This window comes from Salmonella sp. K21076 (genome assembly GCF_039650795.1).
GTDB classification, from domain to species: domain Bacteria; phylum Pseudomonadota; class Gammaproteobacteria; order Enterobacterales; family Enterobacteriaceae; genus Salmonella; species Salmonella enterica.
On the sequence record NZ_JBCLYA010000050.1, the window covers coordinates 353745 to 380263 of the forward strand.

General features: G+C 48.6%; 21 protein-coding genes and 2 pseudogenes. 15 read left to right on the forward strand and 8 right to left on the reverse strand.

The features are described from left to right. The first annotated feature begins 4 nt into the window (after positions 1 to 4). Entirely contained in the window at positions 5 to 850 is an 846-nt protein-coding gene (locus tag AAYN39_RS20605) for a DsbA family protein (protein WP_000291399.1), read from the forward strand. A gap of 38 nt (positions 851 to 888) precedes the next feature. Then, a complete protein-coding gene (locus AAYN39_RS20610; protein ID WP_000839835.1) occupies positions 889 to 1176 on the forward strand; it encodes a hypothetical protein in 288 nt (95 codons plus the stop codon). Between the two features lie 99 nt (positions 1177 to 1275). On the opposite strand, the gene AAYN39_RS20615 is transcribed toward AAYN39_RS20610, so the two are convergent. Then, the gene (locus AAYN39_RS20615; RefSeq protein ID WP_001250363.1) at positions 1276 to 1725 is read right to left on the reverse strand and encodes a transcriptional regulator; all 450 of its coding nucleotides are present in this window, start codon (positions 1723 to 1725) and stop codon (positions 1276 to 1278) included. A gap of 369 nt (positions 1726 to 2094) precedes the next feature. On the opposite strand from AAYN39_RS20615, the gene AAYN39_RS20620 reads away from it, so the two are divergent. Next, entirely contained in the window at positions 2095 to 3090 is a 996-nt protein-coding gene (locus AAYN39_RS20620) for a LysR family transcriptional regulator (protein WP_001247397.1), read from the forward strand. A gap of 16 nt (positions 3091 to 3106) precedes the next feature. Here AAYN39_RS20620 and AAYN39_RS20625 read toward each other — a convergent pair. Beyond that, positions 3107 to 3543: pseudogene (locus AAYN39_RS20625) on the reverse strand (transcriptional regulator). Between the two features lie 522 nt (positions 3544 to 4065). Between AAYN39_RS20625 and AAYN39_RS20630 the strand changes: the two are divergent. After that, positions 4066 to 5784 (forward strand): aryl-sulfate sulfotransferase, encoded by a 1719-nt coding sequence (locus AAYN39_RS20630; RefSeq protein ID WP_001035853.1) that lies wholly within the window; start codon positions 4066 to 4068, stop codon positions 5782 to 5784. A 45-nt stretch (positions 5785 to 5829) separates the two neighbouring features. Here AAYN39_RS20630 and AAYN39_RS20635 read toward each other — a convergent pair whose 3' ends face one another. Continuing rightward, positions 5830 to 7401: a bifunctional UDP-sugar hydrolase/5'-nucleotidase gene (locus AAYN39_RS20635; protein WP_000262866.1), complete on the reverse strand. Its 1572-nt coding sequence runs from the start codon at positions 7399 to 7401 to the stop codon at positions 5830 to 5832. Between the two features lie 98 nt (positions 7402 to 7499). Then, entirely contained in the window at positions 7500 to 8261 is a 762-nt protein-coding gene (locus AAYN39_RS20640; protein WP_000791535.1) for an outer membrane protein OmpK, read from the reverse strand. Between the two features lie 593 nt (positions 8262 to 8854). Here AAYN39_RS20640 and AAYN39_RS20645 point away from each other — a divergent pair. The 6 genes and pseudogenes from AAYN39_RS20645 (at position 8855) to nhaR (ending at position 17040) form a co-directional block, all read left to right on the forward strand. Next, positions 8855 to 10348, forward strand: a complete 1494-nt coding sequence (locus AAYN39_RS20645) for a sulfatase-like hydrolase/transferase (protein WP_000831872.1) — start codon at positions 8855 to 8857, stop codon at positions 10346 to 10348. Positions 10349 to 10446: 98 nt separating this feature from the next. Beyond that, complete coding sequence (locus tag AAYN39_RS20650) at positions 10447 to 11637, forward strand: anaerobic sulfatase maturase (protein ID WP_000971151.1); 1191 nt, start codon at positions 10447 to 10449, stop codon at positions 11635 to 11637. Positions 11638 to 11655: 18 nt separating this feature from the next. Next, positions 11656 to 12908, forward strand: a pseudogene (locus tag AAYN39_RS20655) (cytoplasmic protein). A gap of 126 nt (positions 12909 to 13034) precedes the next feature. Further along, positions 13035 to 14750, forward strand: a complete 1716-nt coding sequence (locus AAYN39_RS20660) for an aryl-sulfate sulfotransferase (RefSeq protein WP_001094796.1) — start codon at positions 13035 to 13037, stop codon at positions 14748 to 14750. A gap of 162 nt (positions 14751 to 14912) precedes the next feature. Continuing rightward, entirely contained in the window at positions 14913 to 16079 is a 1167-nt protein-coding gene (nhaA, locus tag AAYN39_RS20665) for a Na+/H+ antiporter NhaA (protein ID WP_000681337.1), read from the forward strand. Positions 16080 to 16140: 61 nt separating this feature from the next. After that, on the forward strand, positions 16141 to 17040 hold the full coding sequence (gene nhaR / locus AAYN39_RS20670; protein WP_000062872.1) for a transcriptional activator NhaR: 900 nt from the start codon (positions 16141 to 16143) through the stop codon (positions 17038 to 17040). A 54-nt stretch (positions 17041 to 17094) separates the two neighbouring features. Here the strand turns inward: nhaR and AAYN39_RS20675 are convergent, their stop codons facing one another. The 4 genes from AAYN39_RS20675 to rpsT form a co-directional block, all read right to left on the reverse strand. Next, the gene (locus tag AAYN39_RS20675) at positions 17095 to 19134 is read right to left on the reverse strand and encodes a glycoside hydrolase family 31 protein (RefSeq protein ID WP_001116444.1); all 2040 of its coding nucleotides are present in this window, start codon (positions 19132 to 19134) and stop codon (positions 17095 to 17097) included. A gap of 39 nt (positions 19135 to 19173) precedes the next feature. Beyond that, positions 19174 to 20547: an MFS transporter gene (locus AAYN39_RS20680; RefSeq protein WP_010989104.1), complete on the reverse strand. Its 1374-nt coding sequence runs from the start codon at positions 20545 to 20547 to the stop codon at positions 19174 to 19176. Positions 20548 to 20704: 157 nt separating this feature from the next. Continuing rightward, on the reverse strand, positions 20705 to 20950 hold the full coding sequence (locus AAYN39_RS20685; RefSeq protein ID WP_001110886.1) for a hypothetical protein: 246 nt from the start codon (positions 20948 to 20950) through the stop codon (positions 20705 to 20707). A gap of 53 nt (positions 20951 to 21003) precedes the next feature. Then, positions 21004 to 21267, reverse strand: coding sequence for a 30S ribosomal protein S20 (gene rpsT, locus AAYN39_RS20690; RefSeq protein ID WP_001518655.1), 264 nt, complete (start codon positions 21265 to 21267; stop codon positions 21004 to 21006). 105 nt (positions 21268 to 21372) lie between these two features. Here rpsT and AAYN39_RS20695 point away from each other — a divergent pair, with 105 nt between their 5' ends. The 5 genes from AAYN39_RS20695 to fkpB all read left to right on the forward strand — a co-directional run bounded on the left by AAYN39_RS20695 (position 21373) and on the right by fkpB (position 26517). After that, on the forward strand, positions 21373 to 21588 hold the full coding sequence (locus AAYN39_RS20695; protein WP_001575565.1) for a YaaY family protein: 216 nt from the start codon (positions 21373 to 21375) through the stop codon (positions 21586 to 21588). Between the two features lie 7 nt (positions 21589 to 21595). Continuing rightward, on the forward strand, positions 21596 to 22534 hold the full coding sequence (gene ribF / locus AAYN39_RS20700; RefSeq protein ID WP_000767311.1) for a bifunctional riboflavin kinase/FAD synthetase: 939 nt from the start codon (positions 21596 to 21598) through the stop codon (positions 22532 to 22534). Between the two features lie 44 nt (positions 22535 to 22578). After that, positions 22579 to 25413, forward strand: a complete 2835-nt coding sequence (gene ileS, locus AAYN39_RS20705) for an isoleucine--tRNA ligase (RefSeq protein WP_010989105.1) — start codon at positions 22579 to 22581, stop codon at positions 25411 to 25413. Next, positions 25413 to 25913 carry a signal peptidase II gene (gene lspA / locus AAYN39_RS20710; RefSeq protein ID WP_000042743.1) on the forward strand — a complete coding sequence of 167 codons (501 nt, stop codon included), beginning with the start codon at positions 25413 to 25415 and terminating at the stop codon, positions 25911 to 25913. The genes ileS and lspA overlap by 1 nt, the downstream gene beginning before the upstream one ends. 154 nt (positions 25914 to 26067) lie before the next feature. Further along, positions 26068 to 26517 (forward strand): FKBP-type peptidyl-prolyl cis-trans isomerase, encoded by a 450-nt coding sequence (gene fkpB, locus AAYN39_RS20715; protein WP_000047269.1) that lies wholly within the window; start codon positions 26068 to 26070, stop codon positions 26515 to 26517. The last annotated feature ends 2 nt before the right edge of the window (positions 26518 to 26519 follow it).

Here is a 26519-nt window from a genome sequence, read left to right on the forward strand (position 1 = left end):
TATTATGTATTATCACGCGTTAAAACTTTCCCGACTGGCGATGTTGACGTTGGCAGGCGTTGCAGTATCCGCCTCGGCAATCGCCGCCGATTCTGCCCCGACGTCGCAAATTGGCCCGACGGCGGAAGCCTACATCGTCAGTCATCCGGATAAAGTGGGAGAGGTGGTGGCAACGTATTTGGCCGAACATCCGGAATTTTTGGTCGCCGCCAGCGAGACGTTACATCAGCGTCAGCAGATTGCGCAACAACAGGCGTATGTTCAACTGGCATTACAGTATCGTGCTGAGTTGCTCAGTAGCAGCAGTCCTTCCGTTGGGCCCAGCGAGGCAAAAGCGGCGGTGGTAATGTTCTTTGATTACCAGTGCTCGTGGTGCAGCAAAATGGCGCCTGTGGTCGAAAACCTGATTAAGGCGAACCCGGATACTCGGTTTATTTTCAAAGAGTTTCCTATTTTTTCCTCCCGCTGGCCGGTATCCGGACTGGCGGCAAGAGTCGGCGAACAGGTATGGCTTACACAGGGCGGGGCGAAATATCTCGACTGGCATAATGCGCTTTATGCCACAGGGAAGGTGGAAGGCGCGTTAACGGAACACGATGTCTACACCCTGGCGCAACATTATCTAACGCCGACGCAGCTGGCCGCCGTAAAAGAAGCGCAAAGCAGCGGTGCAGTACATGATGCGCTCCTCACTAACCAGGCACTGGCGCAGCATATGGACTTTAGCGGCACGCCTGCTTTTGTCGTCATGCCTCAGACGCAAAACGGTGATGTAAAACGGGTGACCGTGATCCCGGGAAGCACGACTCAGGATATGTTGCAAATGGCGATTCAGAAAGCGAAGGGGTGATATTCGCTCAGAGGAGAACGCACAGGAGTGAAAGTAAAATGAAGTCTATGCGTTGCGTCATACCGGTGATTTTACTTTCCTTTATCGTTCATGAAGGGACAGCGAAACCGACCGCTCAGATTCATTTTATGGGATCGGTTGTTGAGGCAGGCTGCTGGAATGACGTGGGAACCTTAGAAATTCAATGCTATAATAAAGAGGGAGTTGAACGTTATATTATTGTCGAGAATATTATCACGCCGATATCGTCTCCTCATGCAACGGTAAAACGAGATTATTTGGATGAAGATAAGCAATTAACAGTGCTACGCATTGTCTATGACTGAACCGCGTAGCAGACCGCAGGTGGTGTCCCGTCAGTGTCGTGTGAGGATATTATGAAAAATGTTCTCACCTTCCCGGGACACGGTCTACAGACTTTATCTTCAGATAAACGGCGCTAAAAAGAAAAGTACGATCAATAAAAAAAGAGTGGGAATACCAATAGATATAATTTTATTACATCGGTGAGTATGATATTGAATAGCTTGTGGCGGTATGTCAGCAGCGTCAATGATAAATCTTTCATCGATTTTTATCCCCTGCCTGGGGAGCGTAACGAACAGTTCGAAAAGCCCGATTTGTTGTAAATCTCGTCGTAGCAGATAAAGAAGTTGCGTCAAATTAGCATCGCTAACAAATTGACTTCGCTCTCCCCAAACTGCGTGTGAAATCATCTCCCGCGTAATCAGTTTCTTGTAGGCATTTTCAAAAAGATAGCTTAAACAACGCGCACGCATTAGCGTCACCTTTAGCACTTTTTTATCATGTAATGATATTATTTCTCTTAACGACTCATTATAAATAAATTCGTTATTAATAGTATATTGTCTCATGAATTCACTCCGTTTTGATATTCATAAGGTACGTTTCACACTGTCAGTGTGTTCACTGGCGGTAAAGTACTCCTTACATCAGTACGGATAAGTGTAGAGAACCGCAAAGAAATAAGAGAATCATTTGTGATTAAACGGGATAATATTATGCTTTTTTACTTTTTTATAAAATGTGCCAGATGTTTTTGATGTTTTTTATAAAATAGCATCATGTGTTTTTATTTTACACAGGCTGAAATGATATCAATAAAATTATAATTTAATAACAAACAGATAGAGGAAATGATTTACTTATTGAAATAAGTGTGGTGCAAGGTTAATCTGCGCCTTAAATGATGGTGCCAGATTATACCAGCCAGGATAACCTATATGCGGCCAATAAAAAATGCTAAAAAAATTGACTACAATCTGATCAAAGTGTTCGATACGGTTATTACTGAAGGAAATGCAACCAGGGCTGCGAGGAAACTGGATGTCACGCCTGCGGCGATCTCTCAGGCTCTTCTTCGTTTACAAAATCTTTATGGCGAAGAGTTATTTATCAGAACCCGCAAAGGATTAGTCCCGTCCAGCAAAGGTAAATCGCTTCACCAGGTATTTCGCCAGGCAATTGAATCTATAGAAAGCACACTGTGCGATAAAACAGATGCGCAGGAGAGTAATGAACTCATTGTTCTGGGAAGTGATATCACTGAAAATTACTATTTTCCGGCATTGCTGGATACTGTGTTGATGAATCGATATATTATTAAACACTATGCGATTAAAAAAACAGGGGAATACTCGCCAGCCTCCATGCTGACGCATGGCTATGCGGATATCATCATGGGAATTCTGGAAATTAAGAATGAGATGATCGAAAGTTTTCTTATTGATAATTTATCTGATTTTGTTTGTGTTTGTGGTGAAAAAAGTCCATTGGTTGGGCTTGAAAAAATGTCTTTATATAATTTTTATGCTGCCAGACATGCTGTCTATCATTCAGATATGTTCTCTTCTTTCAATGCTGATAGCATTGATTTATTCAAGAGCAGTACGCCTTATGCGGGGCGCAGGGAAATAGGTTATTATAGTGATTCACTATTTGGCGTTATCGGTGTTGTTGAAAAAAGCGATATGGTTGCGATTTTGCCAGGAAAAATTGCTACTTATTTTAGAGATGTGCGGCGTTATAATATAAAAATACTACGTATGCCTGATGAAATAATTTTTCGTACATTACCCGTTTATGCTTATCTGGCTACAAATAGCACCCATTATAAAAATGCCAAAAAACTGATATCAACATTTCAGTCGACCTTTCTTTTTAGCCAGGAAAAACAGCCTGACGCTTTGGTTGAAGGAAGCACATCCTTATGCGATTGATCTGTTTAATATCAAATTACTGTATTAAATAAATAACCATTATGACCATGGTCAGTAAAGCAAAAAATAATGCTATATATTTATCCCCTTCTTTTTTTAAAGAAGAGGGGAGGTTTTTGTTTTCATTGCTGATAATAATGTTGGCATCTACTTTAATACCCGTTCGAGGCACCGTGGAAAAAACTGGCTCAAGCCAAAGCCTTTAAGGTCGCGCCGCAGTAGATATAAAATCTGGGTCAGGTTGGCGTCGCTGATAAATTGACTTCTTTCCCCCCAAAGTTCATTAGTGAGTTGTTTTTTATAAATAATCTCTTGTTGTGCATGATTCAGCATATATTCCAGACACTTTATGCGCATTGCGGCAATTTTTATTATCTTTCCCGTTTTTATGTTTTTTAGCTCATTGGTCTTATCATTGTAAGTGTGCGTGCTGTTAATTAAATAAATAGTCATGATGTTATTTAATGGGTTTAATTGGGGTAGCGATAATAATATGCATATTAAATTTGTGGATCAACTGGCGTGATTGTAATAGCGTCTTTTTTCCAGAGAAAATCGTATCGTGTCACAAAAATGATGGTTTTTTAGAAAAACTAAAATTTTATTTTTAGTCGTTCTAAAAATAAAATGATAGTAGTGTTAATTTTTATCAGTAGATTGATATGCTTTGATTGATTTATTGTTGACATAAAATAATTTGAATTATGGCGCAAGGCCTATGCCAACCATAAAAAAGGTATAGGCTATTAGTCACAATGCATTAATGCTACATAATTGTTATGCTTTTATATTAGCGCCAGGGAAATAAAATCTTCGGACAATAAAGAATAGTTTTAGTCTGGGTGTTATTTTATGGATATTTTATTTTAAATTATTAAACCGATTTCTCTTGTTGACGTAGGGTTATTTGCTAAGCAACGGGCTGGCTTGTTGTGGCCGCTCGTTGTCTATATCTGAATTAATAAGGAAAAACGTATGAATAAGAAAAATTCGTCAATGGTTAACTTGCCCGCACCGCGTGAGTCGATTAACCAGAAAATCGATACCAATAACGCATTGGTGTTAAATCATAACGCCATATATGAACAACGATTAGCGGAGATCACGCAATCTAATACCTGTGACAAGGCCATTGTCACCGTAAATCCCTACGGGACCGCCCCGTTGAGTCTCTATCTGGGAATTTGGATTGATGAAGCTGCCGCGCTTGAGATCAATGTTGTTGATAGCGAAGCGACGACAGAGGCAGTGCGTTATCAATATGATGTACATCCGGGCGCTAACCTTATTCCTGTGTGTGGGATGGTATCCGCGGTGAATAATCAGATTACCCTACGCCTTGCCTCGCAAATTGTCGGGCAATATACAGTAATGACTGACGCATTACCGCCCACGGATTCGGCTAACGTGAGCCTCGGCTTCCCCATTATTAGCGTCTCCTGTCCTGCGCAGCAGGCCTCGCTGATGGAGGAAGGGCTTTATTTCTCTACTTATTTTGATCGGTATAATCTGGCTTTTGATCATAACGGGATTGTCCGGTGGTATGTAAGTCAGGAAATCCCTTCTTATAATTTTGTCAGAATGGATAACGGCCATTTCCTGGCGACGTCACAGGGAATAAACCATTGTCTGAATATGTATGAATTTGACATTATGGGACGGGTTTATACGGTTTATCTTCTCGACAATGAGTTCCATCACTCCATTCTTCCCATTGAGAACAATCTGGCGATTGCGCCTTCAGAATATAGCAATGGACGGCCAGATGGTTACTCAACCGGGAAAGATGGCGTTTCTATTATTAACTTATCTACCGGACTTGAAGTCGCCTATTACGATATGCTGTATGTGATGGATTATTCCAGATCGCCGCGTCCTTCCGGAAGCGCGCCAGGTCAGGACGTATCAATGGATGACTGGCTGCATATCAACCAAAGCTATATTAATGAACCCAACAATTTGCTGATCTGTTCCGGTCGACATCAGAGCGCGATTTTTGGCGTAAATGTGGATTCCGGCGAACTGCGCTTTATTATGGCGAACCATGAGGATTGGTCTGACGAATTCAAGCAATACTTATTAACTCCTGTCGATGATGATGGCGTCCCGCTGTATGATCTTACCTCGCCGGGAGGGATTGATGCGGCAGATAAGAATTTCTGGACCTGGGGGCAGCATAACATTGTTGAAATTCCAAATGATGAGCCTGGTATTCTGGAGTTTATGGTCTTTGATAATGGTAACTATCGTTCACGCGAAGATGCGAAAAGTTTGTTGCCGCTCGATAACTTCAGCCGGGTGGTGCAGTTTAAAATAAACCTAAACACGATGACCGTAACGCGTCCGTATGAATATGGTAAAACGGAAGTCGGGAACCGGGGCTATAGCAGTTTTGTGAGCGCTAAGCATTTATTGACTAATGGTCACCTGGTTATTCACTTCGGCGCGACGACGGTTGATGAGTTTGAACATACCATTACCGCGCAACCAGGCTCCAGCGATCTTGTCGATCCGGATGAAGGGCAACAGGCGTTAGGTCGACTGGTATTACAAGAAATCAATAAAGAGACGAAAGAGGTCTTATTCGAAGCGATGGTGACGTCGGGCTATTTCAAGAACGAAGAGACGAATGGCACGAATTATCGTTATGATATTTCTGCATTTCGGGTATACAAAATGCCGCTGTTTGCATAACTAAGTATGTTATGCGGCCGGTTATCGACCGCATAACATTATGGCTTATTTGCTAATATCATCCACGCGCATGGTGTGGTCAGGTTGAATATTGTTAACCTGCTTCATATAGTTAACCAACGCCGGTGCGGTTTGTATCCCTATATATTTGATATTTTTACCTTTAGTGAAGGTAAATCCGCCACCACCTTTACCGATAAAGGAATCCAGCGCGACGGTATAGAGTTTATTGTCTTCTACCGGTTTGCCTTTGATATCAAATTCAACAATACGCTGGCCCAGCGGTTTGGTACTGTCATATTTAAACTGGACGGTTTTAGATACGTGCAGCATACCGTTTTTCAGATCGGCAGCGTGTGACATGATGGATTTCAGGTCCTTACCGCTGATTTCCATGCTCATGACATCGTTGGTGAACGGATACATACTCAGCACATCACCATAGGTGATATTACCTTTAGGCAATTCGGTACGGATGCCGCCAGCATTATAGAAGGAAGCGTCGGCGCCAGGAACGGTAGCCATCAGGGCATCGGTGATTAAGTTGCCGGTTGGCGCGGATTCACCGTAAGAACGGGTCAGCACTTCCGGAGAGTGCGCGACCACTTCATCGGTAATTTTCTTAACCTTGTTATCCCATTCGTCAATTTTGGCCTGCGTGACCGGATCTGGCTTATAAGTATCCGCATACATGGTGATCAACTTACCATTGTAGCTGTCCACTTTTTTGGTTTCCGGGTTCCAGTCAAGCACCAGTTTACCTAATTCGATGGTGTACGCATCCGTGGAAACGACAAGAGTATCGCCCACTTTAATCGGTTCTGGCGTACCTTTATGCGCATGGCCGGTAATCAGGACGTTAAGTCCATAGCCTTCCAGCGATTTCGCCATATCAACGTCGGTTTTCAGTGCGCGTGCGACATCAGCCTCGCCCGCGCTGGACTGCATACCCGGCACGCCTTCGTGGGCGAGCAGCACGGTCAGGTCAACTTTCCCTTTTAACTCTTCCAGCTGTTTTTTCACATAAGGAATCGGATCGCGGCAGTCAACGCCTTCACGCACGCCTGCGGCAATCGCTTCATAGAATGCGGAAACGCCGTGCATACCGATGACGCCGATCTTGAATCCATCTTTTTCCACAATGGTATACGGTTCTTTAATTAATGGCGTATCTGTGCCGCTGTAAAAAACATTATCCAACAATACCGGGAATTGCAATTTGCTGAGCTGTTTAACCAGATTCTCATGGCCATGGTCAAATTCATGGTTACCGACAGAGACGGCGTCGTAAGGCATGGTATTTAAAATATCAATAATAGCCTCGCCTTTGGTCAGCGTACTGATAAAAGGTCCGGTGAAATAGTCGCCAGCATCAAAGAAAAAGACATCTTTCTCTTTCGCTTTTGCATCTTTGACAATTTTCGAGATGGGCGCAAAGCCGCCTACCGGACGTGTCTTGGATACATAGGGGATAATTTCTGGGGTTACATGGGCATGTAAATCGTTCGTATAATAAATTGTGATGTCACGCGCATCGGCTGAAAAGGAAATGGCTGAAGACAAACCAATGCACAGCGACAGTAGGGATATCGAAAACTTTTTGTTCATATAAACCATCCATTTACGCTACATTAAAGAAAAACAATGCCTGTAGTCGTGTCATTCACGACTACAAACCGGGGAAATTAAGTAATATTCATCAAGTTTATTAATTATTAAAACTTGAAGCCGATCAGGTAATTCATACGGTCGCCGTAGCCGTTATACCCCAATTTATTATTGAAGTAACGGTAAGAGACGGAGGCGGTCCATCGCGGCATAAATTTCCATGTAAACGTTACCGCGCCGTTCAGGCCGGTCGTCCCACCCTGTTGTTCGGCGTAGGCATCATTACGATCCATTTCAACTTCGTTCCAGTTTGAAATGACGAACTTTTCATTAAACATATCGAAGTTATAAGCCGCGACCCAACCGAGAACATAACCGTTAAAGCCTGTCGCCTGTCCATACTTTTTAGAGGTATAATCGTTCGATAAGTTATGAACAGCGAAATAGGGCTTAATAAAGCCTGATGGGCTGGTTAAACCCAGATAACCTACCCCGTACATCATGTTTAATTCATCACCGAATTTATTCTCCATCGACATATAGAGTTTCATCATTGCGGTAAAGTTAGAGCCTTCTACTACCCTATAATGTCCCAGAAATTGGGTAACATGGTTACGGCCTTCTACCGGATGGTTGAGCACGTTCATTTCATAAAATGATGCAAATTCGCCCCTGTCAAACACGGCGCCGAAATCGGCTACCGCTTTCCACACTTCGCCGCGATCGACATTGACAAAGCCTTTATTCCAGTCGCCATATCCGAAGCTAAGTTTACCGTATACGCGTTTCAATTCCGCTGCCTGGCCATTAAAGCAAGAGAAAAGAACACATGCGGCGAGTAGACTATTAATATATTTCTTATTTTTCATGCTCAACTCCATGAGGTAAAAACACAGTGAAATGTTGTGTAAAGAAGCGAATTCTAAGGAGTGTCTTTTTATACGTAGGTGATAGATGTCTCAAAAATATCAGCGACATATAATCGTCAAATATTCGTGTCAGATAATGTTGTTTATTACGTGATAACTATTTGATTTATAGTTTATGTCTCTGTTGTAAAAGTCACACCGGATAGCATGAAATTAATGAAACTTCGAATGGGAATAATCTCTCGCAAAGACAACTTACTGCCATTAAATGAGGGTGTTACCGTTCAAACAGCAACATATATTGACATCACAATAGCGGTTCTGACATATGGGCCATATTTGAGATCTGCATCACTCGTTCGCGATTTCTTTTTTTATAGACTGCTTCAGGCGTGTTTTCTTTAGCACGAAATATATTTATGGTATTAATATTATAATGAGTGTGAATAATTTCTACGATAAAACGATGTTAATGGAAGAAATATAAGATAAATCGAATATATATAGTGCAATTAATTTAGGCTGTATTCCGCAGCCGGGTCTATCGGCAAATATATCGTAATCAGACCGTGCGATAACTCAAAGGAGTTGAAATGAAAAGAACAGTCGTTGCCAGTATGATAGAGTTGGCGCTATGCGCTGGATGCGTATTATCAACCGCGCAAGCGGCAACCGCAAAGCGTCCTAACTTAGTCATTATTCTGGCGGATGATTTAGGGTATGGCGATCTCGCCACCTACGGGCACCGCATCGTTAAAACACCTAACATAGACAAATTGGCGCAGGAGGGGGTGAAGTTTACCGACTATTATGCGCCAGCGCCTCTGTGTTCTCCTTCCCGCGCGGGCCTGTTAACCGGTCGTATGCCGTTCCGTACCGGAATCCGTTCCTGGATACCGGAAGGCAAAGATGTTGCGCTGGGGCGTAATGAACTGACTATCGCCAATCTGCTAAAACAGCAGGGCTACGATACGGCGATGATGGGGAAATTACACCTGAATGCGGGCGGCGATCGCACCGATCAGCCGCAGGCGAAAGACATGGGCTTTGACTATACGTTGGTTAATCCGGCGGGATTTGTCACCGATGCTACGCTGGATAACGCCAAGGAGCGCCCGCGCTATGGCGTGGTGCATCCTACGGGGTGGATTCGTAATGGCCAACATATTGGCCGCGCAGATAAGATGAGCGGCGAGTTTGTGAGCTCTGAAGTGGTGAACTGGCTGGATAATAAGAAAGACGATAATCCGTTCTTCTTATATGTCGCCTTTACCGAAGTCCATAGCCCGCTGGCGTCGCCGAAAAAATACCTTGATATGTATTCGCAGTACATGACCGACTACCAGAAGCAGCATCCGGATCTGTTCTACGGCGACTGGGCAGACAAACCGTGGCGCGGCACCGGCGAATATTACGCCAATATCAGCTACATGGATGAGCAGGTCGGTAAAGTGCTGGATAAAATTAAGGCGATGGGCGAGGAAGATAACACCATCGTCATCTTTACCAGCGACAACGGCCCTGTCACGCGCGAAGCGCGTAAGGTATACGAGCTGAAACTGGCCGGGGAAACCGACGGTCTGCGCGGGCGTAAAGACAACCTGTGGGAAGGCGGCATTCGCGTACCGGCAATCATCAAATACGGCAAGCACATTCCACAGGGGATGGTAACGGACACGCCGGTATATGGTCTTGACTGGTTGCCGACGCTGGCCAACATGATGGACTTTAAACTCCCGACCGATCGTACCTACGACGGTCAGTCTTTAGTTCCGCTCCTGAAGGACAAGACGTTAAAACGCCAGAAACCGCTGATCTTCGGTATCGATATGCCGTTCCAGGACGATCCGACGGATGAGTGGGCGATCCGCGACGGCGACTGGAAGATGATCATCGATCGCCAGAATAAACCTAAATATCTCTATAACCTGAAAACCGATCGTTTCGAGACGCTCAATCAAATTGGTAAACAGCCGCAGATTGAGAAACAGCTTTACGGTAAGTTCCTGAAGTATAAAAAGGATATTGATAACGATTCGCTGATGAAAGCCCGTGGCGATAAGCCGACGCCTGTCACCTGGGGCTAATGGAATAATTATAAAAAATTAAGTATGCCACTTAGGGCGATGCCCACCTGATCCGGTCACTCTGTGCCGGATCAGGTTCTTTTATTTCAGGGAAGGTAATGATGTTTGGGAAAAGTTGTCAGGTCATGGTTAAACCAACCGGATCGGTGTGTAACCTTGACTGTAAGTACTGTTTTTATCTGGAGAAAGAAAAGCTCTATCCGGATCGAAAAAACCATTACAAAATGTCGGAAGAGACCCTCGAACTCTTCATCAGGCAGCAGATTGCCGCACAGGATATTGATGAGGTCATTTTTGCGTGGCAGGGCGGGGAACCCACATTAATGGGCATCCCGTTTTATCGTAAAGCCGTTGAATTTCAGCAGCGCTATTGTGGCGGCAAAACCATCGTCAATACCTTCCAGACCAACGGCATCCTGATCAACGATGACTGGGCGACCTTCTTCCGGGAGCATGATTTTCTGGTTGGCGTCTCTATTGATGGCGATGCCGCGTTACACGATGAATGGCGAGTGACGCGCTCCGGAAAGCCGACGCATGAAAAAGTAGAAAATGCGGTGCGTTGTCTGGCGCAGCACGACGTAGAATTTAATACCCTCACGGTGGTTAACCGTACCAATATGCATCATCCTGTTCAGGTCTATCGCTACCTGAAAAGCGTTGGTAGCCGCTATATGCAATTTATCCCTTTAGTTGAACGCTGTGGGGAAAATGGGCTGGCGCAGCCGCAGGATAAACATATCGCGATGACGCCGTGGTCGGTCGATAGCCTGCAATTTGGTCAGTTTCTGAATGCGGTATTTGATATCTGGATCCGTGAGGATATCGGCGATATCGGCATCCAGCTATTTGAACAGACGCTGGCGGCCTGGTGCGGCCTGCCGCCGCAGGTTTGCGTTTTTGCTCCCACCTGCGGCAGCGCGTTTGCGATGGAAATGAACGGCGATGTTTATAACTGCGATCACTTCGTATATCCGCAATTTAAACTGGGGAATATCCACCAGAAGACGCTGCGTCAAATGAATCAGGGCGAACAAAATCGCCAGTTCGGCAGCGATAAACAGCGTTCAATGGCGCAGGAGTGTCATCGCTGTCAATGGAAGTTCGCCTGCTATGGCGGCTGTCCGAAACATCGTTTTTTACCCTCTGCGTCAGGCGCAACCAATCATAACTATCTGTGTGCAGGTTATCAGGCTTTTTTCTCGCATACCGCGACGGCGATGAGTGCCATGCGAACCCTGTATGAAAAAGGCATCTCACTTGCAGAAATAAAGTCAATATTTGTTTGAAGGTAGTATTCGCAGGGAGTGAATATGTTTTCTCACATTAATGTCGATGCTTGCAAAACGCCAGGCTGCAAAAATCTGGGGATTCTGGGGAGCCCAGACTATCTACCGCAAGGGAAAAATGTTCTCTGTCGAGCGTGCGGTTTTTTGTTCCCCATTATCTCAGCCAGATCGCTTAATCTTTTTCGCCAGGCGGCGAATCAACCCTGGAAAGGTCTGGTGAAGTCCTGTCCGCATTGTGGCGGGACGTCGCTGAAAAATATGGATTTTCCACTAAAGGTGAACGGCGTATGTATTGCCGCCAGTGTAATAAAACGTTCATCTCCTATACCGCTATCAGGAGCGACGCCAGACAAGAGAACCTTGCCACGTTGATTGGCGAAGGAGCGTCGCTAGTTGAAATACGCGCGGCGCTGGCGATAGACAGCACGGGTTTTAGCCGCGAATTACAAAAACTGTCCCGTCGCGCTAATCAAGCGGAACGCGATTTTGTGTTTCCCGCGTTTGATATCGCTATGAGCACGCGGGCGTTTCGTGTGAAATTTAACGGCGGCGACAGCAGCTTATATGTGCTGGTGACGGCGGAAGAGGAGAGCGGTAAGGTCGTTGCGATCTCAACGAATTACTCCGCCCAACCGGTGGAAGCGGATTATCAATATCATTCTGATTACGAAGAACGACTTCCGTCCGGCACGCTGGCGCATCTGGTGCAGCGAAAAGAGGCGCTGACCATGCGCCGCAATGTATTATTTGATGTGGATTACGGCCCCGCCATTTTATATAAAAACGATCCGGGGATGTTAGTAAAACCCGTATTACCTGCTTATCGACATTTTGAGTTGGTTCAGGCGTTGACGGATGAGCGCTCCCTGAATGTCCAGCATTATCTCGATCACGAATGCTTTATTCTGGGCGGCTGTATGATGGCGAATTTTAGCTATCTTCGTCAGGGGCGCTGCCATATTTCGTTTGTGCGTGAAAGAGGCGTTACGCCGCCCAAACGCGATCTCCCTCCGCGGTTGTTTTTGAGCGGCGGAATTCGCAACAACGTCTGGCGTACATTTTCCACACGGGATTATGCGATGGCAGTATGCAATCTCACAGGAAATAAAAAGGTGAGTTTGTTACGTCATGCGACGTTAAATAGCGCGACGGCGTTTATTCGCTATGTTCACAACCATCCCTTCCTGCCGCATCTTAACCGGATGTCTCCTGGCAATGTTGTTGCCGTACTGGATTACCTAAAATTTGAATATGACGCTTCATGTAACTGAATTGCTAAAATAAAAAGTGTGATGAGGTGTTGTTGCGGTATTTTATTCGGACGGCTTAAAAATCCAGAGTATTAATTTTCGTGGTCCCCATGAGGGGCGATGAGATTAATACACTGGAGATTTATCATGAATACGTTAACTGCAACGTCTGTTGTCCTTCCTGCGCCGCGTCCGGCGATTAATCAGGGTATCGATATCAATAATGAAATAGTGCTTAACCATACCGCTATTTATGAAAATTGCCTTGCGCAGGTCACGCAAGAGAATACGGTAGAAAATGCGCTCATGTTGTTAGACCCTTACGGCACGGCACCTTTAAGCGCCTATGCCGGCGTCTGGAGTCTGGAACCGGCTGAGATCATGGTCACGGTCCAGGATGCGGCAAAAACGGCGATGCCGGTAGAACATCTTTACACCCTTACGGCAGGCGCAAATCTGTTGCCGGTTCTGGGGCTGGTAGCGGAGACTGAAAACCGTATTGTCTTTTCTCAGGCAGATACGCCGCTTGCCGTCTATACGCTCACCACACAGCCGTTACCGCCGGTAGATTCCGCGGAGGTCGTATTAGGTTTTCCGATTATCAACGTGACGCAACCTGCTACCGATGTGGACAAGATGGCGCCAGGGTTTTATTTTGTTACGCATTTCGATCGCTATAATTACGCATTAGATCAGAATGGTCTGGTGCGCTGGTACGTTACTCAGGATTATCCGTCTTATAATTTTGTTCGAATTGATAATGGCCATTTCCTCACCACTTCAGAAGCGAAAAATACCTATCTGGATATGTATGAGTTCGACATGATGGGGCGTCTTCACACATTCTATAATCTCGATAACCAATTTCACCATTCTATCTGGCCGTGGGACAGTAATACCATTGTTGCGCCCTCTGAATATACCTCGGGTCGGCCCGACGATTTGAAAACCAATGAAGACGGCGTATCGGTTGTCGATCTGGCTACCGGACTGGAGACGGCTTACTACGATATGGCGAAGGTGTTGGATACGACGCGGGTTTCCCGTCCTTCAGGTACGGCGCCGGGAGAAGACCCGACGGTTAAAGACTGGCTGCACATAAACCAGAGCTACGTGAATGAGACGAATCAGTTGTTAATTGCGTCCGGGCGTCATCAGAGCGCGGTGTTTGGCGTCGATCTGCAAACGCAAGCGTTACGCTTTATTTTGTCAACGCATGAAGACTGGGACGACGCTTATCAGCCTTATCTTTTAACCCCGGTCGACAGTGAAGGTGTGGCGCTTTATGACTTTAGCAAACAGGAGGATATCGACGCGGCCGACCGTGACTTTTGGACGTGGGGCCAGCATAACGTCGTTGAAATCGCCAATAATACGCCGGGTATAGTGGAGTTTATGGTATTTGATAACGGTAACTACCGTTCGCGTGATGACAGCAAAAGCCTGTTACCGCCGGATAACTACAGCCGCATTGTCCATTTCGTGGTGAATATGAATGAGATGACCGTTATGCGGCCATTTGAATACGGCAAGGAGCTGGGCGCGCGTGGCTACAGTAGCTGCGTTAGCGCGAAAGCGATCCAGCAGAATGGCAATATTGTGGTGCATTTTGCCGACTGCACGTTTGATGAAAATGGCCGCGCCATCTCTTGCCAGCCTGGCGAGAGCGATATTATCGATCCGCAGGCGGGCAGCGAGGCGATGGGGCTGCTAATTTTACAGGAGATTGCGCCTACGGAGAAAACCGTGCTTTTTGAAGCGACTATGACGTCAGGTTACTACAAAAACGCGGAAACGAACGGGGAAGGCTATCGCTACGATATTACCAGTTTCCGGGTGTATAAAATGGATCTGTACGCGTAGCGGTCTATCATCAATGACTGACTGCACTAAAAAAGTCCGGCGTAAGTCGGACTTCATTTCGTAAAAAACGAGCTATTCATCATATATAATCTAATTTTAACGATGAGTCAGGCGAGGTAAGATAGTAGATCCGAAGAATTCACCTGATTGAGAGAATAAAAAGTGAAACATCTGCACCGATTTTTTAGCAGCGATGCCTCTGGGGGCATCATTCTCATCATCGCCGCTGCGCTGGCTATGCTGATGGCCAATATGGGCGCGACCAGTGGATGGTATCATGATTTTCTGGAGACGCCGGTTCAGCTACGGGTTGGGGCGCTTGAGATCAACAAAAACATGCTGTTGTGGATCAACGATGCGCTGATGGCCGTGTTTTTCCTGTTGATTGGCCTGGAAGTTAAGCGCGAACTGATGCAAGGCTCGTTAGCCAGTCTGCGCCAGGCCGCTTTTCCGGTGATTGCCGCCATCGGCGGGATGATTGTACCAGCATTGCTCTATCTGGCCTTTAACTACTCCGATCCGGTCACTCGTGAGGGCTGGGCTATTCCTGCCGCGACGGATATCGCCTTTGCGCTGGGCGTGCTGGCGCTGTTAGGCAGCCGGGTTCCGCTGGCGCTGAAAATTTTCCTGATGGCGCTGGCGATCATCGATGACCTCGGCGCCATCATTATTATCGCACTGTTTTATACCAGCGATCTTTCTATCGTCTCGCTGGGCGTGGCGGCGTTCGCGATTGCCGTGCTGGCGCTGCTGAACCTGTGCGGCGTCAGGCGGACAGGGGTATATATTCTGGTCGGGGCAGTGCTGTGGACGGCGGTACTGAAGTCCGGCGTTCACGCGACGCTGGCAGGCGTCATTGTCGGCTTCTTTATTCCGCTGAAAGAAAAACACGGACGCTCGCCGGCCAAGCGTCTGGAGCATGTTCTGCACCCGTGGGTCGCATACCTGATCCTGCCGCTCTTCGCTTTTGCGAATGCCGGCGTTTCTCTTCAGGGCGTCACGATGGACGGTCTGACCTCCATGCTGCCGTTGGGAATTATTGCTGGTCTGCTGATTGGTAAGCCGCTGGGGATTAGCCTGTTTTGCTGGCTGGCGCTGCGTTTCAAGCTGGCGCATCTGCCGCAGGGGACCACTTATCAGCAAATCATGGCGGTCGGCATTTTGTGTGGCATTGGCTTTACGATGTCCATCTTTATCGCCAGCCTGGCATTTGGCAATATCGATCCGGAACTTATTAACTGGGCGAAATTGGGCATTTTGATTGGTTCATTGCTCTCCGCAGTGGTGGGGTATAGCTGGTTGCGCGCGCGTTTGAACGCGCCGGCATAACCAGTACGAAGGGAAGGGGGAGCGATGTATCGCTCCCTTACGACATTGAGCAGGGAGAGAAATGAGCATGTCTCATATTAACTACAACCATCTTTATTATTTCTGGCATGTCTATAAAGAAGGTTCTGTCGTGGGCGCCGCAGAGGCGCTTTTTCTGACGCCGCAAACCATTACTGGTCAAATTAAAGCCCTGGAAGAGCGTTTACAGGGGAAGCTATTTAAACGTAAGGGACGCGGTCTTGAACCCAGCGAACTGGGCGAGCTGGTTTTTCGCTATGCGGACAAAATGTTTACGCTAAGCCAGGAGATGCTGGATATCGTCAATTACCGCAAAGAATCAAACCTGTTGTTTGATGTCGGCGTCGCCGATGCTTTATCCAAGCGTCTGGTCAGCAGCGTTCTGGATGCGGCGGTGGTGGTGGACGAACCCATACATCTGCGTTGCTTCGAGTCCACGCACGAAATGTTGCTCGAACAGCTCAGCCAGCACAAGCTGGATATGATTATCTCCGACTGCCCGATAGATTCCACGCAGCAGGAGGGGCTATTCTCAGTCAAAATCGGCGAATGCAGCGTCAGTTTCTGGTGTACGAATCCGCTTCCTGAAAAAGCGTTTCCTGCCTGCCTGGAAGAGCGACGGTTGCTGGTGCCGGGACGTCGCTCAATGCTGGGGCGTAAGTTGTTGAACTGGTTTAATTCGCAGGGGTTGCAGGTTGAGATCCTCGGTGAATTTGATGACGCGGCCTTAATGAAGGCGTTTGGCGCGACGCATGATGCGATTTTTGTGGCGCCGAGCCTTTATTCGCTGGATTTTTATGCCGATGAGTCGGTAATAGAGATTGGGCGCGTGGAGAATGTCATGGAAGAATATCATGCGATTTTTGCCGAGAGAATGATCCAGCATCCGGCGGTGCAGCGTATTTGCAATGCGGACTACTCGGCATTGTTTAAGCTACAGTAGACATACCTACCGTAATACTTCCGGCTGCGGAACTAACCCGCAGCCGGAATCATTCTACAAGTTCAGTAGGCTACGGTACTGCCCACCTTCGCGGATAAACACCGGAATTCTGTTCAGTGGCGTAGCGTAATGCAGCGTCTGCCCTCCTGAATAGCTTTCACCGGTCGCAAGATCCGTCCATGTTTCCCCTTCTGGTAGCCAGACATCACGTTCGCGCATACCTTCATGCATGACGGGGGCGATCAGCAGGTCAGGACCAAAACAGTACTGGTCGGTGATTGTCCAACTTGTTTCCTGTTCGGGGAATTCAAAGAACAGGGGGCGCATCACTGGCGTATTGTGCTTATGGGTTTCCTCCATCAGCGCTTTGATATAGGGCTTGAGTTTTTCTCGCAACGCTAGGCAACCTGTCAGTACGTCGCATACTTCCTCACCGTAGCTCCAGACCTCGTTCGGCGCACCTGTAGGGCACTGGGCGATACCATCCCGATACGGTTGCGCGGGTAAAATTTGCGGATCGCGGTTGCCGTGCAGACGCATCACCGGACTAAAGACGCCCCACTGGAACCAGCGAATCAGCAATTCATGGAATTTCGGGTCGTGAATATTACCGCCATGGAAACCGCCGATATCCGTCGTCCACCACGGTATCCCTGCTATTCCCATATTGAGTCCGGCGGCAAACTGGTTGCGCAGCGATCTAAACGAGGAGTGAATATCCCCTGACCAGACCAGAGCGCCGTACTTCTGACTGCCGGCCCAGGCGCAGCGTAGCAGGTTGATAACCTGGTCTTCGCCATCGGCTTTCATGCCATCAAAAAAGGTTTTAGCGTACATGCGTGGGTAGATATTGCCCACTTCCAGTACCGGTCCGGCATGGTAGCGATAGTTGTCGTAGTCGTAAACGCTGAACTCAGGTTCGGCTTCATCTAACCAGAATAGCTTCACGCCTTTATCGTGATAGTTGCGTTTGGCTTTGCCCCAGACATAGTCGCGCGCGCCCGGATGAGTCGCATCAAAGTAAGTGGTATTGCCGAGGAAATCCATATTGATCGGCAAGCCACGTTCCGTTTGTACCAGCCAGCCGTTTTCACGCATCTCCCGATAGCTTTCGGTGCGGTTATCCACCGTCGGCCAGACGGAGACCATCAGCTCAATTCCCAGCGATTTCAGCTCGGCAATCATGGCATCAGGATCGGGCCAGTCGCGCGCATCGAACATCCAGTCACCCTGATTCGGCCAGTGAAAGAAGTCGATAACGATCACCGAGATAGGTAGATTGCGGCGCTTATATTCGCGGGCGACCTCCAGCAGCTCTTCCTGCGTACGATAACGGAGTTTGCACTGCCAGAAGCCCATGGCGTAGTCCGGCATCATCGGCGGCGTGCCGGTAGCCAGCGCGTAAGCCCGGCCAATTTCTGCCGGGGTATCGCCAGCCGTGATCCAGTAGTCTAACTGTTCGCTGACCTGCGCTTCCCATTCGGTAACGTTTTGGGCAAAGGTTACGCGTCCGACTGCCGGGTTGTTCCATAAAAATCCGTAGCCCAGACTGGAGAGCATAAATGGTACTGAGGCCTGGGAGTTACGTTGCGCCAGCTCAAGCACGCATCCTTTGAGATCCAGGTTGGCCTGTTGATACTGCCCCATGCCATAAATTTTTTCCCCTTCGGTGGCTTCGAAGCGGGCTTTCAGTGAATATTTCCCACCCTGAATCGGGCGGAACTCGCGTCCCTCAAGGTTGAGTGCGCTGACGTACTGGCCGTGAGATGATTCATCCTCGCCAATTTCGCCCCGCAGGCGCCAAAACTCCTGCAACAGGGGTTTGTGTGGATGGCGGTAAAAGGTAACTTGTCCTTTTTGATTGACGATAGCGATAATTTTGCCGTTGGTCAGCGTTGCTTGGTGGTGCTCATAATCAATGTGGCACTGGCTTTCTGCGACTGGCTCAGTCAATGCCCAGTCTTCATTTCTCATTACCGGCAGATGACGGCCACTGCGTACGCGCAGGCTGTTCTCGCCCCAGGGTTCAATCCATAAATAGCGATCGTTTTGCTGCCAGACCAGACGACGTGGGTCTTGTTGCATAAATGGCATGGTGGTGCCTCCTATATTCGAGGGTGAAGGTAAAGAACGTTATGAGTTGATGGTTTCCAGATCGTGGCGAATCTTCTCTTCCATCGCTTCGTATTTGCGAAAGAAAAGTAATGGGATCGCTGCGAGCGCGAAGAGTAGGGCGGGTGCCCAGATAAAGGCCCAGGTAATTCCCTCCAGACCCGCAGCACTCTGGGCATGGTTGGGGACATAGCCAAAACTGTTCATGATCCAGGCGGCTAAAGCAGTACCGAGGCCACTACCCATCTTGATGCAGAAGGTACTGCCGAAGGCGATAAGAATGCCGGTAGCCTTAATACCGGTCTTCCAGGCGCCGAAATCAACGGCGAAGCCCAGCATGGCAAATGGCATTGAGCAGGCGATACCGCTGCCGATATTGCCGAGTATCCAGGCGGCGATGAGGAAAGTAATGTTGTCCGCTGCCAGCCACATCATGACGCCGCCAAACGTGGCGACCAGCAGACCGCCTACCCATATCCAGGTTTTAGCCAGGTATTTGCTAAAGAAGGGGATAGCGATGATAAACAGGATCTGAATCGTCGCCAGGCTGTTAATCAGCGGCACCAGATCTTTACGGTCGAGGTTGTAGGTCAGATAATAGACAATGGTCGTGGAGCGCTGCTGTAGGGCAATCCAGAAGATCAGATTAGCCAGCACCATCAGAATCCATGGCCAGTTACCTTTCATCGCCGCGAAACTTTTTTTCATCGGCAACTTAGGTTCATGCTGTATTTTATCCGCATCCATTTCACGAATGTTTTTAAACGCAAAGAGCGTTAGCGCGCAAGATATAATGGCAAATGTAATCGCCGTATAAATAAAACCAGCGTGATCATCACCGTTACCTAAAAAAGCGACTAACGGCAAGGCGGTCGCGTTCATTAATAAAACCCCAATTTGCCCACCGGTCATTCGCCAGGAATTTAAAACCAGTCTTTCCTTGGGAGATAAGGTCATCAGGGGTAATATTGCACTGAGTGGTGTATTAAGTCCGGTAAATAGAATGCTGGCAATCATATAAGATATTGCTGCATAGATGGCTTTTCCTGTTATACTGATATCAGGAGACCAAAATGACAGCGCGCTGAATACCGCAAAAGGCAGCGGTAACCATAAAAACCAGGGACGACATTTACCGTAGCGTGAACGCGTTTTATCGATGATGATCCCCCATATAGGGGCGTCTATGCCATCGACAATACGCGCCAGCAGCAGGATAATGCCTGCTACGGCAAGGCTAATGCCCGCAACGTCTGTATAGAAATATAAAATGTACGTTGAACCGAAGCAGTATAGCAGATTACCCGCCACATCCAAAGAGCCGTAGCTAATACGCTGTAGTAAAGACAATGATGCTGACCCGGAAGGCTGGGTATCCTCAATGACAGAACTCATAATGATAACTCCGATATTGGTACGATACGCCCAGAAAAACAACCTCTACTTTCTAAGCAAGTTTTGAATATTATTTTTATGTCGTTTCTGAATTTAACCTCAGATTAAAATGAGTAAGTAAGGTGTACATGAAAAGTAGTTAACCCGACGGCATCAATCAATTATTAAATCTTACATCAGGATTGCGTTTATTAGTTTTTAAATGAGCGATGTTTTTATTTGCTAAGGTGGTCACAGTTTTTTCAGTAATGAAATAAGAAAAGGAAAACAGTGAAAGAAAATAACTTTCAAGTATTACGTGACTAAGGGAGGGATAGCTGAAAAAATAGGCTGGCACAGGAAGAGCGTGAACGAGTGAGGTCAGCGCCAGCGGTTGACGAGAAAAACGGCAGATAGCAGGCATAAAAAAACCCGCTTTACGCGGGTTTTTCTACAAAGCTGATAACAAGCAGGCGATTAAGCCAGTTTGTTGATCTGTGCAGTCAGGTTAGCTTTATGACGTGCAGCTTTGTTTTTGTGGATCAGACCTTTAGCAGCCTGACGGTCCACGATCGGTTGCATTTCGTTAAATGCTTTCAGTGCAGCAGCTTTGTCGCCAGCTTCGATAGCTGCGTATACTTTCTTGATGAAAGTACGCATCATAGAGCGACGGCTTGCGTTGTGCTTACGAGCCTTTTCAGACTGAACGGCGCGCTTCTTAGCTGATTTGATATTAGCCAAGGTCCAACTCCCAAATGTGTTCTATATGGACAATTCAAAGGCCGAGGAATATGCCCTTTTAGCCTTCTTTTGTCAATGGATTTGTGCAAATAAGCGCCGTTTAAATTGCAGCACTCGTTGCGTAGTGATGGCGCAGGATTCTACCAGCTTGCGTGCTGTGAATACAGCCTTTCCATGAGAAAAATTGCATTAAGCGGCGGGTTTTGGGGCGGAGTTTGCCGCATGGCGATGAAAAGCATCTTCTTTATGTTTCATCAGGGCAATCGCCGGTTAACCTTAACCGCTGTACAAGGTATACTCTTGCGATTTTCACTGTTTTGAGTCAGACATGAAGCTGATACGCGGCATACATAATCTCAGTCAGGCCCCGCATGGGTGTGTGCTGACCATTGGTAATTTCGACGGCGTACATCGGGGGCATCGCGCTCTACTGCAGGGTTTGCAGGAAGAAGGACGCAGACGCGGTCTGCCGGTGGTGGTCATGATTTTCGAACCGCAGCCGCTGGAGCTGTTCGCAACGGATAAAGCGCCCGCCCGCCTGACGCGCCTGCGTGAAAAACTGCATTACCTGGCGCAGTGCGGCGTGGACTATGTGCTATGCGTGAAATTCGATCGCCGCTTTGCCGCTTTGACGGCGCAAACGTTTATCAGCGAACTGCTGGTGGAGCGACTTGGCGTGCAATTTCTTGCCGTCGGCGATGATTTCCGCTTTGGTGCTAGCCGCGCGGGCGATTTCTTGTTATTACAGAAGGCGGGGGCGGAGTATGGTTTTGCGGTTTCCAGCACCCAAACCTTTTGTGAAGGCGGCGTGCGTATCAGTAGTACCGCAGTGAGACAGGCGCTGGCGGAAGATAACCTGGCGCTTGCCGAAAGTCTGCTGGGACATCCCTTTACTATTTCCGGGCGTGTCGTTCATGGCGACGAGCTGGGACGTACCATTGGCTTCCCGACGGCGAACTTACCGCTGCGCCGTCAGGTCTCACCGGTAAAAGGGGTCTATGCGGTGGAAGTCACCGGGCTTGGCGATAAGCCGTTACCCGGCGTAGCGAACATTGGCACTCGTCCAACGGTGGCTGGCGTGCGTCAACAACTGGAAGTGCATCTGCTGGACGTTGTAATGGACCTCTACGGTCGCCATATAGATGTAATACTGCGTAAAAAGATACGTAATGAGCAGCGATTTGCGTCGCTTGATGAGCTAAAAGCGCAAATCGCACGCGATGAGTTAACGGCCCGCAAGTTTTTTGGGCTAGCCGGGCAGGTGTAACCCTGACGGTGTTTATCAAACCGAAATACGGAACCGAGAATCTGATGAGTGACTATAAATCGACCCTGAATTTGCCGGAAACAGGGTTCCCGATGCGCGGCGACCTCGCCAAGCGTGAACCGGGAATGCTGGCGCGTTGGACCGATGATGATCTGTACGGCATCATTCGTGCGGCCAAAAAAGGCAAAAAAACCTTCATTCTGCATGATGGCCCTCCATATGCGAATGGCAGCATTCATATTGGTCACTCAGTTAACAAGATTCTGAAAGACATTATCGTGAAGTCCAAAGGACTGTCGGGATTTGACTCGCCTTACGTGCCGGGCTGGGACTGTCACGGTCTGCCTATCGAGCTGAAAGTCGAGCAGGAGTTCGGTAAGCCGGGCGAGAAATTCACCGCCGCTGAATTCCGCGCCAAGTGCCGCGAATATGCCGCCACTCAGGTTGACGGCCAGCGTAAAGACTTCATTCGTCTGGGCGTGTTGGGCGACTGGTCGCATCCGTACCTGACCATGGACTTCAAAACCGAAGCCAACATCATCCGCGCGCTGGGCAGAATTATCAAAAACGGTCATCTGCACAAAGGCGCTAAGCCGGTGCACTGGTGTGTTGACTGTCGTTCCGCGCTGGCGGAAGCGGAAGTTGAATATTACGACAAAACGTCGCCGTCTATCGACGTGGCGTTCCGTGCCGTCGATCAGGATGCGGTGAAAGCGAAGTTTGGTTTGCCGGGCGTGAGCGGCCCTGTGTCGCTGGTTATCTGGACCACCACGCCGTGGACGCTGCCGGCTAACCGCGCCATCTCCCTGGCGCCGGACTTTGATTATGCGCTGGTGCAGATCGACGGTCAGGCGGTGATTCTGGCGAAAGATCTGGTTGAAAGCGTCATACAGCGTATTGGCGCGGCTGAATACACCATTCTCGGCACCGTCAAAGGCGCGGAGCTGGAACTGCTGCGCTTTACCCATCCGTTTATGGGCTTTGACGTGCCGGCGATCCTCGGCGATCACGTCACCCTGGATGCTGGTACCGGTGCCGTTCACACCGCACCTGGCCATGGCCCGGACGACTATGTGATTGGTCAGAAATACGGTCTGGAAACGGCTAACCCGGTTGGGCCGGACGGCGCTTACCTGCCAGGCACATATCCAACGCTTGACGGTGTTAACGTCTTCAAAGCGAACGATATCGTTATTGAACTGCTGAAAGAAAAAGGCGCGCTACTGCATGTCGAAAAAATGCAGCACAGCTATCCGTGCTGTTGGCGTCACAAAACGCCGATCATTTTCCGCGCGACCCCGCAGTGGTTCGTCAGCATGGATAAAGAAGGGCTTCGTCAACAGTCGCTGAAAGAGATCAAAGGCGTTCAGTGGATCCCGGACTGGGGTCAGGCGCGTATTGAATCAATGGTCGCTAACCGTCCTGACTGGTGTATCTCCCGTCAGCGTACCTGGGGCGTACCGATGTCGCTGTTCGTGCATAAAGAAACGCAGGAGCTGCTGCCGATTGAGCGTACTCTGGCGGCGATGGAAGAGGTGGCGAAACGCGTTGAAGTTGACGGTATCCAGGCGTGGTGGGATCTCGACCCGAAAGAGATCCTCGGCGAAGATGCTGATCAATATGAGAAAGTTCCGGATACGTTGGACGTTTGGTTTGATTCCGGTTCCACCAGTTACTCCGTGGTTGACGCCCGTCCGGAATTCGCCGGTCACGCTGCCGATATGTATCTGGAAGGGTCTGACCAGCATCGCGGCTGGTTTATGTCCTCCCTGATGATTAGCGTGGCGATGAAAGGCAAAGCGCCATACCGCCAGGTACTGACTCACGGCTTCACCGTCGATGGTCAGGGGCGCAAGATGTCCAAGTCCATCGGTAACACCGTGTCGCCGCAGGATGTGATGAATAAACTGGGCGCGGATATCCTGCGTCTGTGGGTGGCGTCTACTGACTATACCGGCGAAATGGCGGTCTCTGACGAAATCCTGAAACGTGCTGCTGACAGCTATCGTCGTATCCGTAATACCGCGCGCTTCCTGCTGGCGAACCTCAATGGCTTCAATCCGGCCACCGATATGGTCAAACCGGAAGAGATGGTGGTGCTGGACAGGTGGGCGGTGGGCTGCGCGAAAACGGCGCAGCAAGAGATTCTGAAGGCATACGAAGCTTACGACTTCCATGAAGTGGTACAGCGCCTGATGCGCTTCTGCTCCGTTGAAATGGGGTCGTTCTACCTCGACATCATCAAAGACCGCCAGTACACCGCGAAGGCCGATAGCGTCGCGCGTCGTAGCTGCCAGACTGCGCTGTATCATATCGCAGAGGCGCTGGTTCGCTGGATGGCGCCGATCATGTCCTTCACGGCTGATGAAATCTGGGGCTACCTGCCGGGCGAGCGTGAAAAATATGTCTTCACCGGCGAATGGTACGACGGGTTGTTTGGCCTGGAAGAGAATGAAGAATTTAATGACGCATTCTGGGACGATGTCCGCTATATCAAGGACCAGGTCAACAAAGAGCTGGAAAATCAGAAGGCCAATGGCATCAAATCGAACCTGGAAGCAAAAGTGACGCTGAAATATGCTGACGATGCTAACGGTACGATCAAGAAGCTGAAACTGTTGGGCGAAGAGGTCAGATTTATCTTCATTACTTCCCAGTTCGTGATTTCTGAGCAAGCGGGGGGTATTGATGATGAAAATATTCAGTACAATGCTGGTAATACGACAGTTCAGGCAGTGGTAACGCGTGCCGAGGGTGATAAGTGTCCGCGCTGCTGGCACTACACTACTGATGTCGGCAAGGTGGCGGAACATGCAGATATCTGCGGACGCTGTGTCAGCAACATCGCCGGTAATGGCGAACAACGTAAATTTGCCTGATGAGTAAACCACTCTGTTCAACAGGACTACGCTGGCTATGGCTGGTAGTAGTCGTGCTGATTATCGATTTGGGCAGCAAATACCTGATCCTCCAGAATTTCGCTCTGGGGGATACGGTAGGGCTGTTCCCGTCGCTTAATCTGCATTATGCGCGTAACTACGGCGCGGCTTTTAGCTTCCTGGCGGATAGCGGCAGCTGGCAGCGCTGGTTCTTTGCCGGGATTGCGATAGGGATCTGCGTAATTCTTTTGGTGATGATGTATCGCTCGAAAGCGACGCAGAAGCTGAATAACATCGCTTATGCGCTCATTATTGGCGGCGCGCTGGGTAATTTGTTCGATCGTCTGTGGCACGGCTTCGTTGTCGATATGATCGATTTTTACGTCGGCGACTGGCATTTCGCGACGTTCAACCTTGCCGATACGGCAATTTGTATCGGTGCTGCGCTGATAGTACTGGAAGGCTTTTTGCCGAAGCCGACAGCGAAAGAGCAGGCATAAGCGTAAATACCGGGTTGCGCTTATCCGGTTTTGTAGGCCTGATAAGCGCAGCGCCATCAGGCAAACGTGGTGCCGGATGGCGGTGAAAACGCCTTATCCGGCCTACGGTTTTATCGTTCTTTGTGCCTCCGGGCAAAACACGTGAGCAATTTGCATGTCTAAATCCGTACAGAGCAACAGCGCGATCCTCGTTCACTTCACCCTGAAACTGGATGATGGCTCAACGGCGGAATCTACCCGCAATAACGGCAAGCCAGCCCTGTTCCGTCTTGGCGATACCTCGCTTTCCGAAGGTCTGGAGCAGCAGCTTCTGGGGTTGAAAGAAGGGGAAAAGAAAGCGTTTTCGCTGGAGCCTGACGCCGCGTTTGGCGTCCCCAGTCCGGACTTGATCCAGTATTTCTCGCGCCGTGAGTTTATGGCGGCGGGCGAACCGGAAGTCGGGGCGATTATGCTTTTTACCGCAATGGATGGCAGCGAAATGCCTGGCGTGATTCGCGAAATCAACGGCGACTCGATTACCGTTGATTTTAACCATCCGCTGGCCGGGCATACCGTTCACTTTGATATTGAAGTGCTGGAAATCGATCCGGCGCTGGAGGCATAAAC